Source organism: Neobacillus mesonae, assembly GCF_001636315.1.
Taxonomy (GTDB): Bacteria; Bacillota; Bacilli; order Bacillales; family Cytobacillaceae; genus Neobacillus; species Neobacillus mesonae.
Map to the genome: position 1 here is coordinate 713,267 of NZ_KV440949.1, position 15,969 is coordinate 729,235.

General features: G+C 40.2%; 23 protein-coding genes. 1 reads left to right on the forward strand and 22 read right to left on the reverse strand.

The features are described from left to right. Positions 1-2: 2 nt before the first annotated feature. From A6749_RS03550 to spoIIIAA, 15 genes are all read right to left on the reverse strand, one after another. Positions 3-236, reverse strand: a complete 234-nt coding sequence (locus A6749_RS03550) for an exodeoxyribonuclease VII small subunit (RefSeq protein ID WP_066385312.1) — start codon at positions 234-236, stop codon at positions 3-5. Continuing rightward, positions 226-1,584 (reverse strand): exodeoxyribonuclease VII large subunit, encoded by a 1,359-nt coding sequence (gene xseA, locus A6749_RS03555; protein ID WP_066385315.1) that lies wholly within the window; start codon positions 1,582-1,584, stop codon positions 226-228. The genes A6749_RS03550 and xseA overlap by 11 nt, the downstream gene beginning before the upstream one ends. Before the next feature lie 127 nt (positions 1,585-1,711). Beyond that, entirely contained in the window at positions 1,712-2,566 is an 855-nt protein-coding gene (gene folD / locus A6749_RS03560) for a bifunctional methylenetetrahydrofolate dehydrogenase/methenyltetrahydrofolate cyclohydrolase FolD (RefSeq protein WP_066385321.1), read from the reverse strand. Positions 2,567-2,603: 37 nt separating this feature from the next. Beyond that, entirely contained in the window at positions 2,604-2,993 is a 390-nt protein-coding gene (gene nusB, locus A6749_RS03565) for a transcription antitermination factor NusB (RefSeq protein ID WP_066385327.1), read from the reverse strand. A 164-nt stretch (positions 2,994-3,157) separates the two neighbouring features. Then, positions 3,158-3,565: an Asp23/Gls24 family envelope stress response protein gene (locus A6749_RS03570; RefSeq protein WP_066385333.1), complete on the reverse strand. Its 408-nt coding sequence runs from the start codon at positions 3,563-3,565 to the stop codon at positions 3,158-3,160. A 23-nt stretch (positions 3,566-3,588) separates the two neighbouring features. Further along, positions 3,589-4,938, reverse strand: coding sequence for an acetyl-CoA carboxylase biotin carboxylase subunit (accC, locus tag A6749_RS03575; RefSeq protein ID WP_066385334.1), 1,350 nt, complete (start codon positions 4,936-4,938; stop codon positions 3,589-3,591). Between the two features lie 15 nt (positions 4,939-4,953). Continuing rightward, the gene (gene accB / locus A6749_RS03580) at positions 4,954-5,457 is read right to left on the reverse strand and encodes an acetyl-CoA carboxylase biotin carboxyl carrier protein (RefSeq protein WP_066385340.1); all 504 of its coding nucleotides are present in this window, start codon (positions 5,455-5,457) and stop codon (positions 4,954-4,956) included. A 209-nt stretch (positions 5,458-5,666) separates the two neighbouring features. Continuing rightward, positions 5,667-6,227, reverse strand: a complete 561-nt coding sequence (locus tag A6749_RS03585; RefSeq protein ID WP_066385346.1) for a SpoIIIAH-like family protein — start codon at positions 6,225-6,227, stop codon at positions 5,667-5,669. 15 nt (positions 6,228-6,242) lie between these two features. Then, positions 6,243-6,893 (reverse strand): stage III sporulation protein AG, encoded by a 651-nt coding sequence (gene spoIIIAG, locus A6749_RS03590; protein WP_066385347.1) that lies wholly within the window; start codon positions 6,891-6,893, stop codon positions 6,243-6,245. Further along, complete coding sequence (gene spoIIIAF, locus A6749_RS03595) at positions 6,886-7,515, reverse strand: stage III sporulation protein AF (RefSeq protein WP_066385348.1); 630 nt, start codon at positions 7,513-7,515, stop codon at positions 6,886-6,888. Before spoIIIAF ends, spoIIIAG begins: the two co-directional genes overlap by 8 nt. 11 nt (positions 7,516-7,526) lie before the next feature. Next, positions 7,527-8,717, reverse strand: a complete 1,191-nt coding sequence (spoIIIAE, locus tag A6749_RS03600; RefSeq protein ID WP_127489980.1) for a stage III sporulation protein AE — start codon at positions 8,715-8,717, stop codon at positions 7,527-7,529. 43 nt (positions 8,718-8,760) lie between these two features. Then, the gene (gene spoIIIAD / locus A6749_RS03605) at positions 8,761-9,141 is read right to left on the reverse strand and encodes a stage III sporulation protein AD (protein ID WP_066385354.1); all 381 of its coding nucleotides are present in this window, start codon (positions 9,139-9,141) and stop codon (positions 8,761-8,763) included. 25 nt (positions 9,142-9,166) lie between these two features. Continuing rightward, the gene (gene spoIIIAC, locus A6749_RS03610; RefSeq protein ID WP_007084610.1) at positions 9,167-9,370 is read right to left on the reverse strand and encodes a stage III sporulation protein AC; all 204 of its coding nucleotides are present in this window, start codon (positions 9,368-9,370) and stop codon (positions 9,167-9,169) included. Positions 9,371-9,381: 11 nt separating this feature from the next. Next, positions 9,382-9,897: a stage III sporulation protein SpoIIIAB gene (gene spoIIIAB / locus A6749_RS03615; protein WP_066385360.1), complete on the reverse strand. Its 516-nt coding sequence runs from the start codon at positions 9,895-9,897 to the stop codon at positions 9,382-9,384. Beyond that, complete coding sequence (spoIIIAA, locus tag A6749_RS03620) at positions 9,898-10,821, reverse strand: stage III sporulation protein AA (protein WP_066385362.1); 924 nt, start codon at positions 10,819-10,821, stop codon at positions 9,898-9,900. It abuts the gene before it with no gap. Positions 10,822-11,033: 212 nt separating this feature from the next. Here spoIIIAA and A6749_RS03625 point away from each other — a divergent pair, with 212 nt between their 5' ends. Then, a complete protein-coding gene (locus A6749_RS03625; protein ID WP_066385365.1) occupies positions 11,034-11,708 on the forward strand; it encodes an SIMPL domain-containing protein in 675 nt (224 codons plus the stop codon). Between the two features lie 20 nt (positions 11,709-11,728). On the opposite strand, the gene A6749_RS03630 is transcribed toward A6749_RS03625, so the two are convergent. Genes A6749_RS03630 through A6749_RS03655 form a run of 7 tightly spaced genes read right to left on the reverse strand, consistent with a single transcriptional unit; the run spans position 11,729 to position 15,968 of the window. Then, positions 11,729-12,238: a TlpA family protein disulfide reductase gene (locus A6749_RS03630; RefSeq protein WP_066385366.1), complete on the reverse strand. Its 510-nt coding sequence runs from the start codon at positions 12,236-12,238 to the stop codon at positions 11,729-11,731. 59 nt (positions 12,239-12,297) lie between these two features. Further along, positions 12,298-12,429, reverse strand: a complete 132-nt coding sequence (locus A6749_RS27510) for a CcmD family protein (RefSeq protein WP_084797620.1) — start codon at positions 12,427-12,429, stop codon at positions 12,298-12,300. 3 nt (positions 12,430-12,432) lie between these two features. Continuing rightward, positions 12,433-13,194, reverse strand: coding sequence for a cytochrome c biogenesis protein (locus tag A6749_RS03635; protein WP_084797621.1), 762 nt, complete (start codon positions 13,192-13,194; stop codon positions 12,433-12,435). Between the two features lie 2 nt (positions 13,195-13,196). Continuing rightward, positions 13,197-13,877 carry a heme exporter protein CcmB gene (locus A6749_RS03640; RefSeq protein ID WP_066385368.1) on the reverse strand — a complete coding sequence of 227 codons (681 nt, stop codon included), beginning with the start codon at positions 13,875-13,877 and terminating at the stop codon, positions 13,197-13,199. Next, the gene (locus tag A6749_RS03645; RefSeq protein ID WP_066385370.1) at positions 13,874-14,578 is read right to left on the reverse strand and encodes an ABC transporter ATP-binding protein; all 705 of its coding nucleotides are present in this window, start codon (positions 14,576-14,578) and stop codon (positions 13,874-13,876) included. The genes A6749_RS03640 and A6749_RS03645 overlap by 4 nt, the downstream gene beginning before the upstream one ends. Before the next feature lie 23 nt (positions 14,579-14,601). Further along, complete coding sequence (locus A6749_RS03650) at positions 14,602-15,591, reverse strand: hypothetical protein (protein WP_236719759.1); 990 nt, start codon at positions 15,589-15,591, stop codon at positions 14,602-14,604. Further along, positions 15,591-15,968 (reverse strand): hypothetical protein, encoded by a 378-nt coding sequence (locus tag A6749_RS03655; RefSeq protein WP_066385374.1) that lies wholly within the window; start codon positions 15,966-15,968, stop codon positions 15,591-15,593. The genes A6749_RS03650 and A6749_RS03655 overlap by 1 nt, the downstream gene beginning before the upstream one ends. Between the last annotated feature and the right edge of the window lies 1 nt (position 15,969).

A 15,969-nucleotide genomic window follows, 5' to 3' on the forward strand; every position in this document is an offset into this window, starting at 1 on the left:
CCCTATTCCTCCTCGCCAATGGAAAAACTCTCCTGCCGTCCATCCTCTGTAATAATTTGCGTTAATTGCTCCTCAACGCTTTTCAATTTATCATGGCAAAGTTTGGATAATTCCATACCTTCTTTATAAAAAATAATTGCTTCTTCTAACGGGACATCGCCCTCTTCAAGTTTTTCAACAATCTTTTCAAGCTTTGACATCGCTTCTTCAAACGTTACGTTTTTGTCAGTTGTCATGTTTTTCGTTCTCCTTTACATTCTCCACTTTACAAAACAAGCTGCCATCCGTCAGCTGGATTTGTACCCGATCTTCCGCCTTTACTTGGCTGACACTTTTCATGAGATGGTTATCTTCCGTATAGGCTAGGCTATAACCCCTCTCCATAATTTTCAGTGGGCTTAACGCCTGCAATGTAGCGATCATCCGATCAAAATCCGTTTGCTTTTTAGCTAAAATCTGCCCCATTGAGCGGATCAAATCTTTTTGCCCCCTCTCTGTTCGCAATTTTGCTTCCCGAATCATTTCTTTAGGATTATTTCGCTCGAGCCGCTTGTAAAGAATTTCATGCTGATTATTTTTCAAAAGCGATAATCGTGAAGCACCGCGCACTAGCATTTCTGTTAATTTGTCTAGCTGCTCAAGCTTTTGTTCATACAATCTGTGCGGATAACGGAAGGCATAAGATTTCTGAACCCTTGTTAGGCGTTCTTTCTCAAAACGGAATTTCTCCTGCATGACCCGAATCAGCCGTGTTTGCCGCTGCAGGACACGGTCCATTAATTCATCTATATGGGGGACGGCTAGTTCAGCTGCTCCGGTTGGTGTAGGTGCCCTTAAGTCGGCCACGAAATCAGCAATTGTAAAATCCGTTTCATGACCTACAGCTGAGATGATCGGAATGGAGGAAGCATAAATTGCCCGGGCTACCACTTCTTCATTAAAAGCCCACAGTTCTTCAATCGATCCTCCGCCGCGTCCGACAATTAAAATATCGATATCCATCCCGGCATTGGCTTTTTCTATTGCCTTTGCAATAGATGGGGCGGCCTGTTCACCTTGGACGAGAACCGGGAAAACAAGGATATTCACAATTGGATAGCGCCGTTTGATAGTCGTTATGACGTCTCTAATCGCTGCACCGGTTGGGGAGGTAATCACCCCGACTGTTCTTGGAAATAGCGGAAGCGGCTTTTTCTTGTCCAAAGCAAACAATCCTTCAGCTTCAAGCTTTTGCTTAAGCTGCTCATAGGCAAGAAATAATTCACCAATACCGTCCGGCTGCATTTCTTTAATGTAGATTTGATACTGTCCGCTTGGTTCGTAAACGGTAATATCACCTTTCACAATCACCTTCATGCCATTCTCCGGCACAAACTTCATCGCCCGGGAATGGCTGGCAAACATGACAGCAAGAATACGGGCCTTCTCATCCTTTAGTGTAAAATACATATGCCCGCTTGAATGCTGTTTAAAGTTTGATATTTCACCACGAACATGTAGATCACGTAAATGGGGATCTGCATCAAATTTCCTTTTTATGTATTTGGTTAAAGCATTTACAGATAAGTATTGCTGCTCTTCCATCATAGCACCTTCTTTTTAGAACAAAAAAATCTGTCCTTACCTATTATATATTTAGCCCTTGTTTTTGTCCGCTAAAACAATTAAAAAGAGGGCTAAACAAATAAAAGATAAGGACAAGATAAATGAATTAGCGATTGATGCTTTCCTCAGCTGATTTTAAAGTATTATACATCAGCATTGTGATTGTCATTGGACCTACTCCCTTAGGTACTGGAGTGATAAAACCTGCTATTTCGCTTACTTCTGCAAAATCTACATCGCCGCAAAGCTTTCCTTCTTCATTACGGTTAATACCTACATCAATGACAACCGCGCCTTCTTTGACATGTTCGGCTTTGATGAAGTTTGCGATTCCTACCGCCGCTACTAAAATGTCTGCCTGTTTCGTATGAAACTTTAAATCTTTTGTCCTGGAATGGCAATAGGTTACGGTTGCATGCTGATTAAGCATTAACTGCCCTACCGGCTTTCCGACGATATTACTTCTGCCTACAACAACTACATGTTTCCCTGCAACCGAAATCCCTGTTTCTTCAAGCATCACCATAATGCCATATGGTGTGCATGGAAGGAATGCATTTTGGCCGGTCATCATTCTGCCGATATTTACCGGATGGAAACCATCAACATCTTTTGAAGGAGAAATCGACTCGATTACTTTTTTCTCATCAATATGTTTTGGAATCGGGAGCTGCACCAAAATCCCATGGATTTCAGCATCGTGGTTCAGCTCATCAATTTTAGCCAGCAGCTCTTCTTCCGAAACTTCTTCAGGCAATTCAATTAATAGAGAGTGCATCCCCAGCTCCTGACAAGCTTTTTGTTTATTTGTTACATATGTACGTGAAGCATGATTGTTACCAACAAGAATAACAGCCAAGCCAGGCGTGACACCATTTTCTTTTAATTTCGATACCTCTTTAGCAATTTCTTCTCTTTTTTTTGCAGCAATTTCTTTACCATTAATGATTTCAGCAGTCATTCGCTCTTCCTCCCCTAATAAATTCTAATGATGTTTCCTATAGATTTTGCTTCACCTTCGATAGAACAGCATTAATAAATTTGCTTGATTGGTCATCTCCATATATTTTGGCAATTTCAATTGCTTCATCTAAAATGACATTCTTAGGTACTTCCTCTTGTAAAAACATCAATTCATATACAGCTATTCGTAACAAGTTACGATCAACAGTTGCCAGCCGGTCGATAGACCATTTTTCAAGGTTTTCTACGATTAATCCGTCAATTTTCGCTTTATTCTCTACAACCCCTGAAACAAGACCTGTTAAATATTCGTCTCCCGCCTCCCCATCTAAAACATGTTCAATCGCTGATGATGGCTCACTATTGCTGACATCAATTTGAAATAGAGCCTGTAACGCCTTTTCTCTAGCTGTTCTTCTTTTCATTATATCGTGTTCTCCTTTAAATATAGTAACTGACATTTGACAATTTTTTATCATATTATAGTATTTAACAAAATGATAATAGCATAACTATTTTTACTCTGCACCCTAAATTGCCATTTCCTAAAAAGAAAAACCAAAGGATCTGATCCTTTGGCTTTCACAAGTTAAACTTCTTCTTCAATAACCGGTTCCTGCTTTGGTGTGTCGAAGTGGACCCCAACAATGTGGATGTTTACTTCCTCAGGGTCTAAAGCTGTCATATTGATTAATGCCTGACGGATATTTTCTTGTATCTTTCCGGCAACAGCTGGAATTGAGACACCAAACTTCATTAAACAGTACACATCAATGATAATTCCAGATTCCGTCAGCTCAACCTTGACGCCTTTTCCATGATTTTTCTTTCCTAAGCGTTCGACAACTCCCGTTGCAAAATTGCCGCGCATCCCTGAAACGCCCTCAACCTCAGAAGCTGCAATACCTGCAATTACTTCAATTACCTCAGGAGCAATTTCAATTTTTCCATGACTATTATTCCCTTGCTCCATCTCTAAAATATTTAATTCGCTCATTCAAAACACCTCCAGTTATTAAACTACTTCATGATTTCGTGTAATTCCAGGAATTTGGTATTGAAGTTACCTTCAACAAAATCCTCATGATCAAGCAGTCTTAAATGGAATGGAATGGTTGTATGGATTCCTTCAACAACAAACTCACTAAGTGCCCTTTTCATTCTGGCAATGGCTTCATCACGGGTGCTTCCATAGGCAATTACTTTAGCAATCATTGAATCGTAATAAGGCGGAATCGTATACCCCGGATAAGCAGCAGAATCAATTCGTACACCTAGCCCGCCAGGAGGTAAATACATTTTGATTTTTCCGGCGGAAGGCATGAAATTCTTTTCCGGATTCTCCGCATTAATTCGGCATTCAATCGCCCAGCCATTAAAGGTAACATCCCCTTGGGATAACGATAACTTTTCACCACTAGCTACACGGATTTGCTCTTTAATAAGATCAATGCCGGTAACCATTTCTGTTACCGGATGTTCCACCTGAATCCTCGTGTTCATTTCCATGAAATAAAATTTACGGTTGCGGTAGTCATATATAAATTCTACCGTCCCTGCGCCCGAATAATCAACTGCTTTTGCTGCTTTAACCGCTGCATTACCCATTTCTTCGCGGATTTCTCCGTCAAGAGCAGGAGACGGTGTTTCCTCTAACAGCTTTTGCAATCTGCGCTGAATGGAGCAATCCCTTTCACCTAAATGAATCGCATTGCCATAATTATCTGCAAGCACTTGGATTTCAACATGACGAAAATCTTCAATATATTTTTCAATATAAACACCAGGGTTGCCAAAAGCAGTTAACGCTTCCTGCTGAGTAATATTGATTCCTTTAATCAATTCTTGTTCGTTTTTCGCAACGCGGATTCCTTTACCGCCTCCGCCTGCTGTTGCTTTAATAATGACTGGATATTTGATTTTTTCCGCAAGCTCAAGAGCATCATCGATATCATTAACGATTCCTTGAGAGCCTGGTACAATTGGGACGCCCGCTTCACGCATCGTTTCCCTGGCAATATCCTTAGTTCCCATTTTGGTGATTGCCTCTGGACTTGGTCCAACGAAGGTAATATTACATTCGCGGCATAGCTCAGCAAAATCGGCATTTTCCGCCAAGAAACCATATCCTGGATGGATGGCATCGCAAGCTGTCAATTTCGCAACACTGATAATATTAGTTACATTTAAATAGCTGTCTTTTGATGCAGTGGGTCCAATACAGTAGGCCTCATCCGCCAGCTGCACATGAAGAGCTTCACGATCCGCTTCCGAATAAACAGCAACGGACTCAATCCCCATATCCCGGCAGGCACGAATAATCCTGACGGCAATTTCTCCCCTGTTTGCAATTAACAGTTTTTTAATCATCCTGTTTACCGCTCCTTATTCAGGCTTTACTAAAAATAAAGGCTGTCCGTATTCAACTAATTGTCCATTTTTCGCAAGCACTTCAACAATTTCACCGTTTACCTCGGCTTCGATTTCGTTAAACAGCTTCATAGCTTCCACAATACAAACGATGGAATCCTTTGATACCTTAGATCCTGCTGATACATACGGGTCGGCATCCGGACTTGGTGAAGCATAGAAGGTACCAACCATTGGCGATGTGATTTTATGTAAATTTTCTGTGTCGGCTGCTTGTTCGGCTTTAGGAGCCTCCTGTTTAACTTCTTGGACAACCGGTGCCTGAGGGGCAGCTGCTTGAACTGGAGCTGGTTGAACAGCCGCAGGTGCCGCTTGCACAACCGGCTGAACAGTTGAAACAGTTACACTGCCGGTTTTCTTCATTTTAATTTTTGAACCCTCATTTTCATAAACAAATTCATCAATGCTTGATTGATCAACTAATTTAATTAATTCACGAATTTCTTGTACTTTTAACATTAGGTTACACCCCTTTGAACAACTTAAATTAAGACTAGATATTAATACTATACGATAATACCAGATAAAAGTTCAATAAGCTAATATTACTGAATGACTACAACATAAGTGACTATCTCTATCTTAATATTTTTTACTAAAAATGTGAAATTAGATTGTTGGAACTCAAAGAAAAAAGGAAAGCACCATCGCTTTCCCTTTCACCCTTATTATTTCGCAGGTTGATATGCCACTGAGACGAAGTTAGCCTCATTCATTTCTTTTTTCACCTCTAAAATGATTTTATTTGCTTCCGAAGCAGAAGGTTTTTTATTAGACTTTACCGTCACTTTTACTTTCTCCCCCTCTGCACGAACAAGAGCATCTTTATATCCCATCGTTTTAATCATCATTTCTAGAAGTTCTTCTTTAGTAGCTGTTTCTCTTAACTGATCCATTTGGTCTTTAATTTTACTTCTATCATCTGCTGGCAGGTTAGTGGCAGCCATCTCTAATGTTAGTTCTTCTTCCTGCTTACTGCGCTCATCATTAAGCTTCATCCGCAGTTCTTCAAATTCAGCATCACCCGAAACGGATGTGATGACCTTTTGATCGTCGGCTGCATCTGTTTTTGAGTTCGCCTGCTTTTTCTCCACTTTGTCTTTTGCAGTTTCTTCTACAGCGGCAAGGTCACTTTTTTGCTGCTCCGGAGATGTAATATAGTACACTGACAATACCACCACAAGACTCAACATTGTTAATAGCCAAACTGTTTGCTTCTTTAATAACATGTAAAAACACCCCTTTTATTTTTTAGGCATAACTGAGACCCGATGGCTTGGAACGTCCAAAACTCTTGTCACAGCTTCTTTAATCCATTTTTTTACCTCAATATTTTCTGCACCCTTTGCCACCACAAGTACACCGCGGACATTAGGCTTTTTTGTTTCAACGATGATTGGCACTTCTTTTTCACCGTTACGGATTATGACAAGCTGTTCATCTGTTGAAACCTCTTGAACTTTTCGCTGTCCTCCTTCACGGTCACCTTCTTCCGTCGTTTGTGTTTTCGTGTTGGTATTCTTCTCTAGGACCTTTCGATCGGTTGAATCAATATTAACGACTACCGTCACATCATCGACACCTAGCATTTCTTCAAGAGCCTTTTTTAGCTGTTCTTCATACTTTTCTTCATATTCAGCGATTGATTTATTTCCGGTTGTTTTTTTCTGACCGAATACGGGAACATCTTTAGGCTCAGTTTTTTGATTGGCAGCTGCTGGGATATCTGATAAAGACGAATCCGTCTTAAACACAATATTGCCAACAATCATGAAGGCTGCTCCAATTAGGAGAACCAGGAACATGTATTGCATTTTGCCTGGTTTCTTATCTGTTTTATCATCTAATTTAAGTCGCTTTTTCAGCCATGAAAATGGACCTTTATTATTATCCATTCTTGTTATGAACCCCCCCTTCGATCGAAACTTCTACTGTTTCTTTTGTTACATTCCATTTTTGTGATAAGAATGCGGCAATTTGTTTTGCTTCCTCTGTTGGCTTTTGAGATGGAAGAGGCTTTTCTGTATTAATGACGATCGGTTTAACCGCTTCGACTGTCTCCACGCCCGTTTCCGGCTGCGTAAGAAGAACTATTACCTTTTGGAGGTTTTCTGAATTTGCTTGATCGCTTCCTGTGTCCATTACTACATCAATTTTTGCTATCTCCAATCCGTATTGTTCCATCAACTCCTCTTTAACGTCCTTTTTCAGTTGGACAGCCAATTCTTCTAAAATATATGCATGTTGTGAGGCTTGTATTTCTTTTTTCTTTAAATCTATTAAATTTTTCATATTTTTTTCTTCCGGACCTTGTTTAACGGTAATGGATGAAAAGGCTGCTTCAAAATCCTTAGAAATAACTTTGAATATAGGAGTAAGAATAATCGCGATCAGAAGCAGACCCATCACCATTTTTGTGTATTTTTGCATGCTTGAATTCGGCAGCAGCATATCTATGACAGCAGCTAACAAAATAAATAGAATAATATTCGTTACCCATTCTGTGATAAATTCCATTTTCCAGCCCCCTATCTCATCATCATCGTCAAGTTTCCGGCTGCGACAATAACCGTAATACTGAGAAAGAACATAAATGAGACAATCCCTAGCGCAGCGAAAACATATATGACGCTCTTGCTGATAATGTCAAGGCAGGTAATAATCGGCCCGCCGCCCAGGGGCTGAAGAATTGCCGCAGCGAACTTATAGATAAAGGAAATAAGTAATATTTTTACAGCCGGAAATGCCACTATAATCATTAAGATTGCCACTCCGGCAATCCCAACCGAGTTTTTCAACAGGACGGAGGCACCAATCACGGTATCAGTGGCATCCGTAAACATTCTGCCTATAACCGGGATAAAGTTGCCTGTAATAAACTTAGCTGTTCTAATCGCTACCCCATCGGTTACAGCAGCTGATGCCCCTTGGACGGAAATAACACCGAGAAATACTGTTAAGAAAAGCCCCATCAGGCCGATACTCCAGTTCCTTAGCAGCGCTGCTAATTGGGTTACTTTATATTGATCTGACATAGTACTGACAATGCTTAACAGGGTTGCTAAAAACAAGAGCGGTAAAATCACATATTGCATAAACATTCCGCTCATATTCATTAAAAACAGTATAACCGGATGAAAGAAGGCTGCCGAAACAATACCTCCGGATGCGGCGATCAACGCCAGCAGAAGCGGGATCAGCGCCAGGACAAAGGAAATCATTGTCCCGATTGCTTCATTTGTATAGCTTATGGCGATATGGAAACTATTCAAAGCAATAATGACTAGAACCATGTAGATAATGGCATAAGCGACTTTACTAATATTGCTTTTTTCAAAGGCATTTTGCATCGATTGCAAAAACATACTGAAAATTGCCAGCATAATCAATGAACCTAGTAATTTCCCATTTGCAACAAATTCATGAAAGGCAAACTTTAAAAATCCCTTTCCCCACTCTTTAAAGGAGAATTTCTTTTCCCCTTTTATAAAATCATATAAGCTGCCTTTTTGACTCTCTGGCAGGAACCCTCCATATTTATTGGTGATATCCTCCCAAAACTGTTTTAATTCTGTTAAATCAAGCGATTCCAACTGGTTATCTACGAGCTCCTGCGGCGAAAGCGGCGCATTTGCTTCAACCTCATCTGGAGACCCTTGGGCTGCATGGACATTTGAAATTGAGAAAAAAAAGATGAAAAGAATAATCATAGGAATCATCTGCAAACGCTGCTTCAATTTATACACCCCATTTAGGACGATATTAGCTCGGAATAAGTTTGATAATCGTTTCAATCAATACAGTCAGAATCGGGATTGCCATTGCCAGAATAATCACTTTTCCAGCTAATTCGATTTTCGAGGCAATCGCTCCCTGTCCCGCATCTTTGGTAATCTGGACGGCAAACTCAGCAATATAGGCGATTCCAATAATTTTAAGAATGGTTTCTACATATACAAGATTTACTTTGGCATTCACTGCAAGCCTCTCAAGCATATGGATAATTTCAAAGATCTTGTCCACTAAAAAAAGAAAAATCACACAGCCGACAAAGACAGTCAGCATAAAAGCAAAATTTGGTTTCTGCTCTTTAATAATCAAGGCTAGAAAGGTGGCAATTAGGGCTACCCCGACTATTTTAATAATTTCAATGGCAGAGCCCCCCTTTCTATTGAAATAAGAATACCGATTTTATTTTTTGGAAAAGATCATCTACGATGGAGGCGACTTGGAACAAAATATAAATAAACCCAAACAATGTCACCCATTGGGCATATTCTTTTTTCCCCACCTGGTCAAGGACCGTATGCAAAAAGGCAACAACAATTCCTACACCAGCGATTTTAAAAATAATATCCACTTCTAAACCCATGACTTTTCCCCCTAAAATAATAAAATAATCAGTAATAGGCCCGATAAGAACCCAAGGCTTTTAACCATTTTTTCGTATTTCATTTGGGCTTGTACGGCATTTGCCTCTTCTCTTTCAAGATGAGAAAGAGTTAACATGATTTGCTTCTGCTGGGAAAAGCGGTCATGGCGGCCCAGAGTTTCACCAAACTGCTTCATGATTTCAAACTCGCTTTTTTTTAGCGCAGTTGATTTCCAAACCTCTCGTAAACTTGTTTCCCACGCCTCATTTACCGTCGTTTCTGTATCGGTTAATTTCCTTGCGAAGCTGTCGAAAAAAGTTGACAGCGGCTTTGCCAGCTGTGCCGAAAGCCTCCTTGCGGCTTCATGTAATGGAGTATGACCATACATGATTTCAGCCTCCAGCGATTGCAGTGCTGCCCTTAAAGCCCGAAGCTGCTGCGGGCGGTCGCTAAAGTGCCTTGAAGCTTCAAATCCGATGACGGTGGTTGCTACAATTATGAATACGGCACCTATAAGCTTAACCATCTATGTCACACTCACTTTTTCCTGTATTTCCCGTCCGCTCTCATCTAAAATATGAGTTATCGTACCCGGACCCGATTTTCGGTTCAGTACCACATACCGCTCGAAGATTTTTTGTTGAACTATTTCCATTAATGATGGCCGTTTGCGGATTTCCTCGAGGCTTGACCCATGAGTTGTCATGATTAAGTTAATCCCCGCATGAACAGCCTCTTGAATCGCATCAGCATCTTCTTTACGGCCAATCTCATCGACAATCAGAACTTCAGGACTCATTGACCGAATCATCATCATCATGCCTTCTGCCTTTGGGCAGGCATCCAATACATCCATCCGAATCCCGAAAGTCAATTGCGGTACACCATTTATACAACCGGCAATCTCACTGCGTTCATCAACAATCCCAACCTTCTTGGCAGCAATTCGGTTGGTCTCGCTGCCGCTCGATATGATTCTGGCTATATCGCGCAATAATGTTGTTTTTCCGGTTTGCGGCGGGCCTATCACCATCGTATTCATCCATCTTCCGTGAAATATATAAGGAATAATTGGCTCTGCAATTCCAATTTTTTCTCTGGCAATACGAATATTAAAGGATGAGATATCACGAATGGCCTTAACTTTGCCGGCCTCCAAAACCACCTTGCCAGCTAATCCAATTCGATGCCCCCCGGCAACAGTGATATAGCCCCGCTTAAGCTCTTCCTCTAGAGCATAGATGGAGAAATGGCTGATTTTATTCATTAAATGAAAGGCATCTTCCGGCTGAATGATATATGAGAGAAACCTCGTCTCCCCCTTCGCAGTCAGTTCAATCTGCCTATTGATGCGGATGCGGATTTCTTCCAGATCTTCTTTCATATAAGGAGGGATTTGATTGATTTGGTCGGCAATTGTTTTAGGTAAAAAGTTCAAAATCATTTCCACTGCACTTTCCTCCTTGTCATGCCTGTCTCATTAATTAAAATGTATGCCCCAATAGACACAATATGACTTGCAAAACTGGCAAAATAAAAGTTTGATTCTATTTTTTATTTCCTTTTACTAGAATTCTTCTAAAAGGAGCGTATAAAACGGAGGAACATTTACTATTTATCAGCCGTAATCTATAGAAAAAAACTAGTTAGGGAGGGAATGCCATGTACAACTACCGGCCGCAAAATCAATTTGGACCGCCAAGGCAAAAGTGGTTTGTAATGAAGGTTAATGGTGAGGGCACAGTAGAAGTACGGCCCGATTCTGCATCAGTAAATCTAGGCGTGATTACTGAGAACAAGGAATTAATTGCTGCCCAGAAGGAAAATACTAAAAAAAGCACAAGTGTTATAAACTCGCTTGTGTCACAGGGAATCAGCCATGAGCGGATTAAAACGTTTGATTACCGAATTGATTCCGATTATGACTATATTGAAGGAAAGCAAATTTTTAGGGGATATAAAGTTACTAATATACTCCAAGTGAAAATAGAAGATTTATCTATAGTTGGCAAAGTAGTCGATGAAGCTGTTCAAAGTGGTGTAAATTATGTCTCCAATGTCCATTTCACGGTAAAGAACAAAGACCTTTATTATAAACAGGCACTTCAATTAGCAATAAACGATTGCATTGAAAAAGCAAAAACGATTGGCTCAACACTCAATGTACACTTAATTCCAACACCAAGTTTAATTGTAGAAAGTGGTACGACTGTACAACCGCTAACCCATCAGCCGGAAACACTTGTCAAAGGAATCAGCTCCACCCAATTTGAGCCTGGCCAAATTGAGGTAAAGGCAAATATAATGGCCGAATTTCAATATTTACCTGCACAATAAAAAGGATTGAACCAAATGGTTCAATCCTCATATTTTTTCACCCAATTATATAACTGCATTTCGGTTACTGCGCCATTATAATGCTCGCGAATAACCCCTTTTTTATCAATCACAAATGTTTCCGGCTGTCCGGTTACATTAAAGCGTTTTGAAACCTTAGCATTGTAATCAAATAAATAATTCATGCCTTCATGATTATTCTTTGTCACTTTATTTACTTTATCGATAGTTTCACCGCGGTTGATCATCAGAAGGGGATATTTGTCACCGTAATCCTTTTGAAATGCCGCTAATTCCGGAAACTCATCCTTGCATGGCTTACACCAGGTGGCAAAATAATTCAAGATAACCACTTTCCCTTTATAATCGGAAAGCTTGGTGGTACCGCCATCAATATTTGGCAGTTCAAAATTATAAGCTTGATCGCCAACATCCGTATGCTCACCCTTAGTGACGATACTATAGCCAAAAAAGCCGAACATCGCCACGATTAGAATCATCACAAGTGATTTAATAACCCGCTGGTTCATGCTTTATCCTCCTGACACCCTTAAGTCTTTTCGGTTCACCTAAATAACAGACCATTCCTCTATTGATCTAGTTGCTTTAAAAATTCAATTTCTTTTTTTAGTTTTTCATGTTTTTTTCCTAGAATAAACATATAAGCAAAAATAACCACCCAAGCAACAGAATAAGCGCCTAACATATATTCGTAATTCATGATCTATTCCTCCATTTTCGCTCTTAATTTTTCTTTATATTGCTCAACCGTAAGTTTCATTTTTTCAAACGATACCCCCTTATAAAGTAAATAGGAGTATAGAATGGTAAAGGCAGTGATTGTCACCAGCAATGCAACTAGCATCGAATCCTCAATTCCGCCGCCACTTTGAGATGGACCGTCGCCAAACACAATTGGATGGAATTTTGTCTGCCACCAGCGAATCGCAAAGAAGACAATTGGTACGTCAGCAAAGCCAATGATTCCGAATACGGCTGCCAGCCTTGCTTTTTTATCCCACACACCATCCATTTGCCGAATCATGATATAGGCAATGTAGATGAAAAATAAAATTAAAGTTGTAATTAAGCGCGGTTCCCATACCCACCACGTATTCCAGGCAGATCTTGCCCAAATTGGACCCGTTGTTAACACGATTATAGTGAACACGACACCAATCTCTGCGGAAACATAGGCATATATATCAAAAATACGTTTCCGTTTTATCAAAAACAAAATACTAAACACAAATGTCACAAAAAACGCCATAAACGCAAGCCAGGCGGAGCTTACATGAAAATAGAAGATTTTCTGTGCTGCCCGCATTGTTTTTTCTTCCGCCGCATAGATAAAGATAAAATAAAGCGACATGAGCATGGAAACAACTGTTGCTCCGAATAAAGCTTTTGATAAATTGGCGCTGCCGGAACCTGCCAACGGGGCGACGGGAAGCACCTGTTTCTCACGTTCGAGATTCATACTCATACTTATACCTCCAGCACAAAATCAATTAATAAGAAACAAACCACAAAAAAGATGACATCATAAGCAGTAATTAATTGGATCCACGCTAGTGCACTTGAAAACTTCTCCATGTTCGTCAAAATAATTCTGGTAGCTTGAACCACCCCAATGAGGATTGGGGTAGTAATCGGAAATAGTAATAACGGCAAGAGCATTTCACTGCTTTTGGAATTTGCCGCGAGTGCCGCCAAAAACGTTCCAATTGTGATAAACCCAAAGCTTCCAAGAAAAATGACAACTAGAAAATAGGGCAGGCTTCCAACAAATTTAAAATCAAATAACAGAAATAAAAATGGAATGGAAATCACTTCCACCACTAGAATCATCGTAAAATTGGCAAGAAATTTCCCCAAATAAATACTGGCAGCCTCCATAGGTGCAACCAATAGCCCCTGCATCGTATCATTTCGCTGTTCTGAAATAAACGAGCGGTTAAGACCTAATATCCCGGCAAACACAATGATAACCCAGATAACTCCCGGTATGACTGCCTTTGTGGTGTTGTTTGACGGGTCAAAAGCAAAGCTGAAAACAACAATTACAAGGGCAGCAAAAATGATTTGGGTCACAAGTATTTGTTTTGTTTTTAATTCAGAATACAAATCTTTTTTTGCGAGCAGGACGGCTGTACGAAAGACATTCATGATGCTCCCTCCACCTGCAGCTGATATTTTTTCGAAACAAATCCAAGATTTTGATTTTCAATATAGAAATCATCAGCAATTCTGCCGTTTTTCAGAATGATGATTCGATCACAAATTTCGGCTGCCTGTTTGAAATCGTGCGTAACCATTAAGGTAGTCGTTCCCTTTTCTTTTATAGAAATTATCACATTATTTAGAATTGAGATTGCCCCTTGATCCAAACCGGTATGCGGTTCATCCAGCAGTAAAACTTCCGGTTCATGGATAATAGCCCGGGCGATGGCAATTCTCTGAATCATTCCTCGTGAAAAGTTCTTTACCGGTTCATTTAAAAAGAAGGATAATCCTACTTCTTTCACCAGCCTTACAGCCCGTTGCTCTACATCATTAATACCGTAAATATTACCGAAGAAGACGAGATTTTCGATAGGTGAATAATGATCATAAAGCAGACTGGAATGGGGAAGGTACCCTATCATTTTTTTGATTTGGAGATGGTTTCTTTTCCATTTCAAACCATTAATTGTGACAAGTCCCGATGTTGGTTTAATTAAGGAAGCAAGCACTTTTAGAAGCGTACTTTTTCCTGCCCCATTCGGTCCGAGAATAGCAACGGTTTCCCCTTTATGGATGGTAAGGTCAATGCCGCGTAAAATCAGCTTATTATCTGCCTGCTTCGTCAAGTTCTTAATTTCTATCATTTTTTTGAACCTCCCCTCCGCTTTTAGTCAATGAAATCCCGTAACTTTAATTTCACTTGGACTAAATGCTGCTTATAGGCATCAAGCTTGGCCAGATATTCAGCTTCTGTAAGCTTTCCATCACCGAAGGTATCTTCCAATTCAATAATTTTATCCATTATCGCTTTTTGCTTTGCCATCAATAATTTGAATGCCCTTTCTTCCTGATCGGCTCCCAGTCTTTCCTCTCCCAATCGCGCTTTTCTCCTGAAATAGGCGTAATAGGAAATACCAGCAATGATAATGGCACTTAAAATAATCAAAAATACATGCGGATTAAACCTGTGAAAAGGTGATTGCGCCCACATTCTTAAATGACCTGGATTATGAAAGGCCGGAGCGGTATGGGTCACGGTACTATTACTGCCAGCAGTGCTTGCAGTCTGGTTTTGTTTACCGCTGTCGGCAGCGGGCTGCACATCTTTGTTATATACGATAGTAAAGGTTTGTTTCGGCATTATACCTTCAATGCTATATCCCCAATAATTTTGGTCATCAAATTTGAATAGACCTTGATTAGTAGACTGAATCCCCTTAACTTCAATACTGCCTCTGCCCTCAGGTACGAGAATTTGCATGGTCTGTACCGGATAGTCGACGGTCAGCTTTATTTCCTGCTCCTTTGGCATGCGATAGCTGTATGGAAGTACCATCGTTTGATTTCCAAGGATTGGCGTAGTAGTAATAAAACCTTTATCAACTTGTTTAAACGCGATTTTATTATCTAAAAAATTTAAATCCTTTGCTTCATTCGGTAGGGTTACATGCAAAACAGCTTCGCCGCTTCCCTCTCCTGTATAGTCCTTTTCCGACTGATTGGTGTAATTCACCATGTTCATCATATTTGTCGAACCATCCTCAGCTGCACTGACCACGAGATAATGCACGTCAACGGACACCTTTGAATCCCCCGCCGCTAATCCGTTGACAGGTATTAGCAGCAATCCGAGGAGGAGTATAGTGATTTTCCTCATCACTTTCCTTCCCCCTTTTTATTTTTGTAGTTCTTCATCTCCGCGGCGATTTCTTTTTCCACTTCAGCCATTATGTCGCTGTCAACGGCACTCTTTGCCGCTTGCTCTTCATCCTTCATAATTCTCGTGATTTCAGCCTCATATTGTTTCTTCAAATGTTGATAATCCACCGCCGATATTTTATCCATTTTGTACTCAAACTCCAGCTCATTCAAGGTTGTTAACAATGCCTCTTTCGTACTTGTGAACTCTTGTCCGCTTTTGTGAAAATGAAAGTTCAATGAACCCAGCTTAAAAAATGGCGATAGGATCAAAAACAAACAAACAAGTGTCAATGCGGCGGTAAAAATAAGCGACATGATTGAAATATCTTGCATT

Coding starts and splice junctions, on each gene's coding strand:
- A6749_RS03585 (WP_066385346.1), bottom strand. CDS start 6,227: ATGTTATTAAAGAAGCAAACAGTTTGGCTATTAACAATGTTGAGTCTT.
- accB (WP_066385340.1), bottom strand. CDS start 5,457: ATGTTAAAAGTACAAGAAATTCGTGAATTAATTAAATTAGTTGATCAA.
- A6749_RS03645 (WP_066385370.1), bottom strand. CDS start 14,578: ATGATAGAAATTAAGAACTTGACGAAGCAGGCAGATAATAAGCTGATT.
- accC (WP_066385334.1), bottom strand. CDS start 4,938: ATGATTAAAAAACTGTTAATTGCAAACAGGGGAGAAATTGCCGTCAGG.
- A6749_RS03655 (WP_066385374.1), bottom strand. CDS start 15,968: ATGCAAGATATTTCAATCATGTCGCTTATTTTTACCGCCGCATTGACA.
- spoIIIAB (WP_066385360.1), bottom strand. CDS start 9,897: ATGGTTAAGCTTATAGGTGCCGTATTCATAATTGTAGCAACCACCGTC.
- nusB (WP_066385327.1), bottom strand. CDS start 2,993: ATGAAAAGAAGAACAGCTAGAGAAAAGGCGTTACAGGCTCTATTTCAA.
- A6749_RS03570 (WP_066385333.1), bottom strand. CDS start 3,565: ATGAGCGAATTAAATATTTTAGAGATGGAGCAAGGGAATAATAGTCAT.
- A6749_RS03640 (WP_066385368.1), bottom strand. CDS start 13,877: ATGAATGTCTTTCGTACAGCCGTCCTGCTCGCAAAAAAAGATTTGTAT.
- A6749_RS03550 (WP_066385312.1), bottom strand. CDS start 236: ATGACAACTGACAAAAACGTAACGTTTGAAGAAGCGATGTCAAAGCTT.
- A6749_RS03625 (WP_066385365.1), top strand. CDS start 11,034: ATGTACAACTACCGGCCGCAAAATCAATTTGGACCGCCAAGGCAAAAG.
- folD (WP_066385321.1), bottom strand. CDS start 2,566: ATGACTGCTGAAATCATTAATGGTAAAGAAATTGCTGCAAAAAAAAGA.
- A6749_RS27510 (WP_084797620.1), bottom strand. CDS start 12,429: ATGAATTACGAATATATGTTAGGCGCTTATTCTGTTGCTTGGGTGGTT.
- A6749_RS03630 (WP_066385366.1), bottom strand. CDS start 12,238: ATGAACCAGCGGGTTATTAAATCACTTGTGATGATTCTAATCGTGGCG.
- A6749_RS03635 (WP_084797621.1), bottom strand. CDS start 13,194: ATGAGTATGAATCTCGAACGTGAGAAACAGGTGCTTCCCGTCGCCCCG.
- xseA (WP_066385315.1), bottom strand. CDS start 1,584: ATGGAAGAGCAGCAATACTTATCTGTAAATGCTTTAACCAAATACATA.
- spoIIIAE (WP_127489980.1), bottom strand. CDS start 8,717: ATGATTCCTATGATTATTCTTTTCATCTTTTTTTTCTCAATTTCAAAT.
- spoIIIAC (WP_007084610.1), bottom strand. CDS start 9,370: ATGGGTTTAGAAGTGGATATTATTTTTAAAATCGCTGGTGTAGGAATT.
- A6749_RS03650 (WP_236719759.1), bottom strand. CDS start 15,591: ATGAGGAAAATCACTATACTCCTCCTCGGATTGCTGCTAATACCTGTC.
- spoIIIAF (WP_066385348.1), bottom strand. CDS start 7,515: ATGGAATTTATCACAGAATGGGTAACGAATATTATTCTATTTATTTTG.
- spoIIIAG (WP_066385347.1), bottom strand. CDS start 6,893: ATGGATAATAATAAAGGTCCATTTTCATGGCTGAAAAAGCGACTTAAA.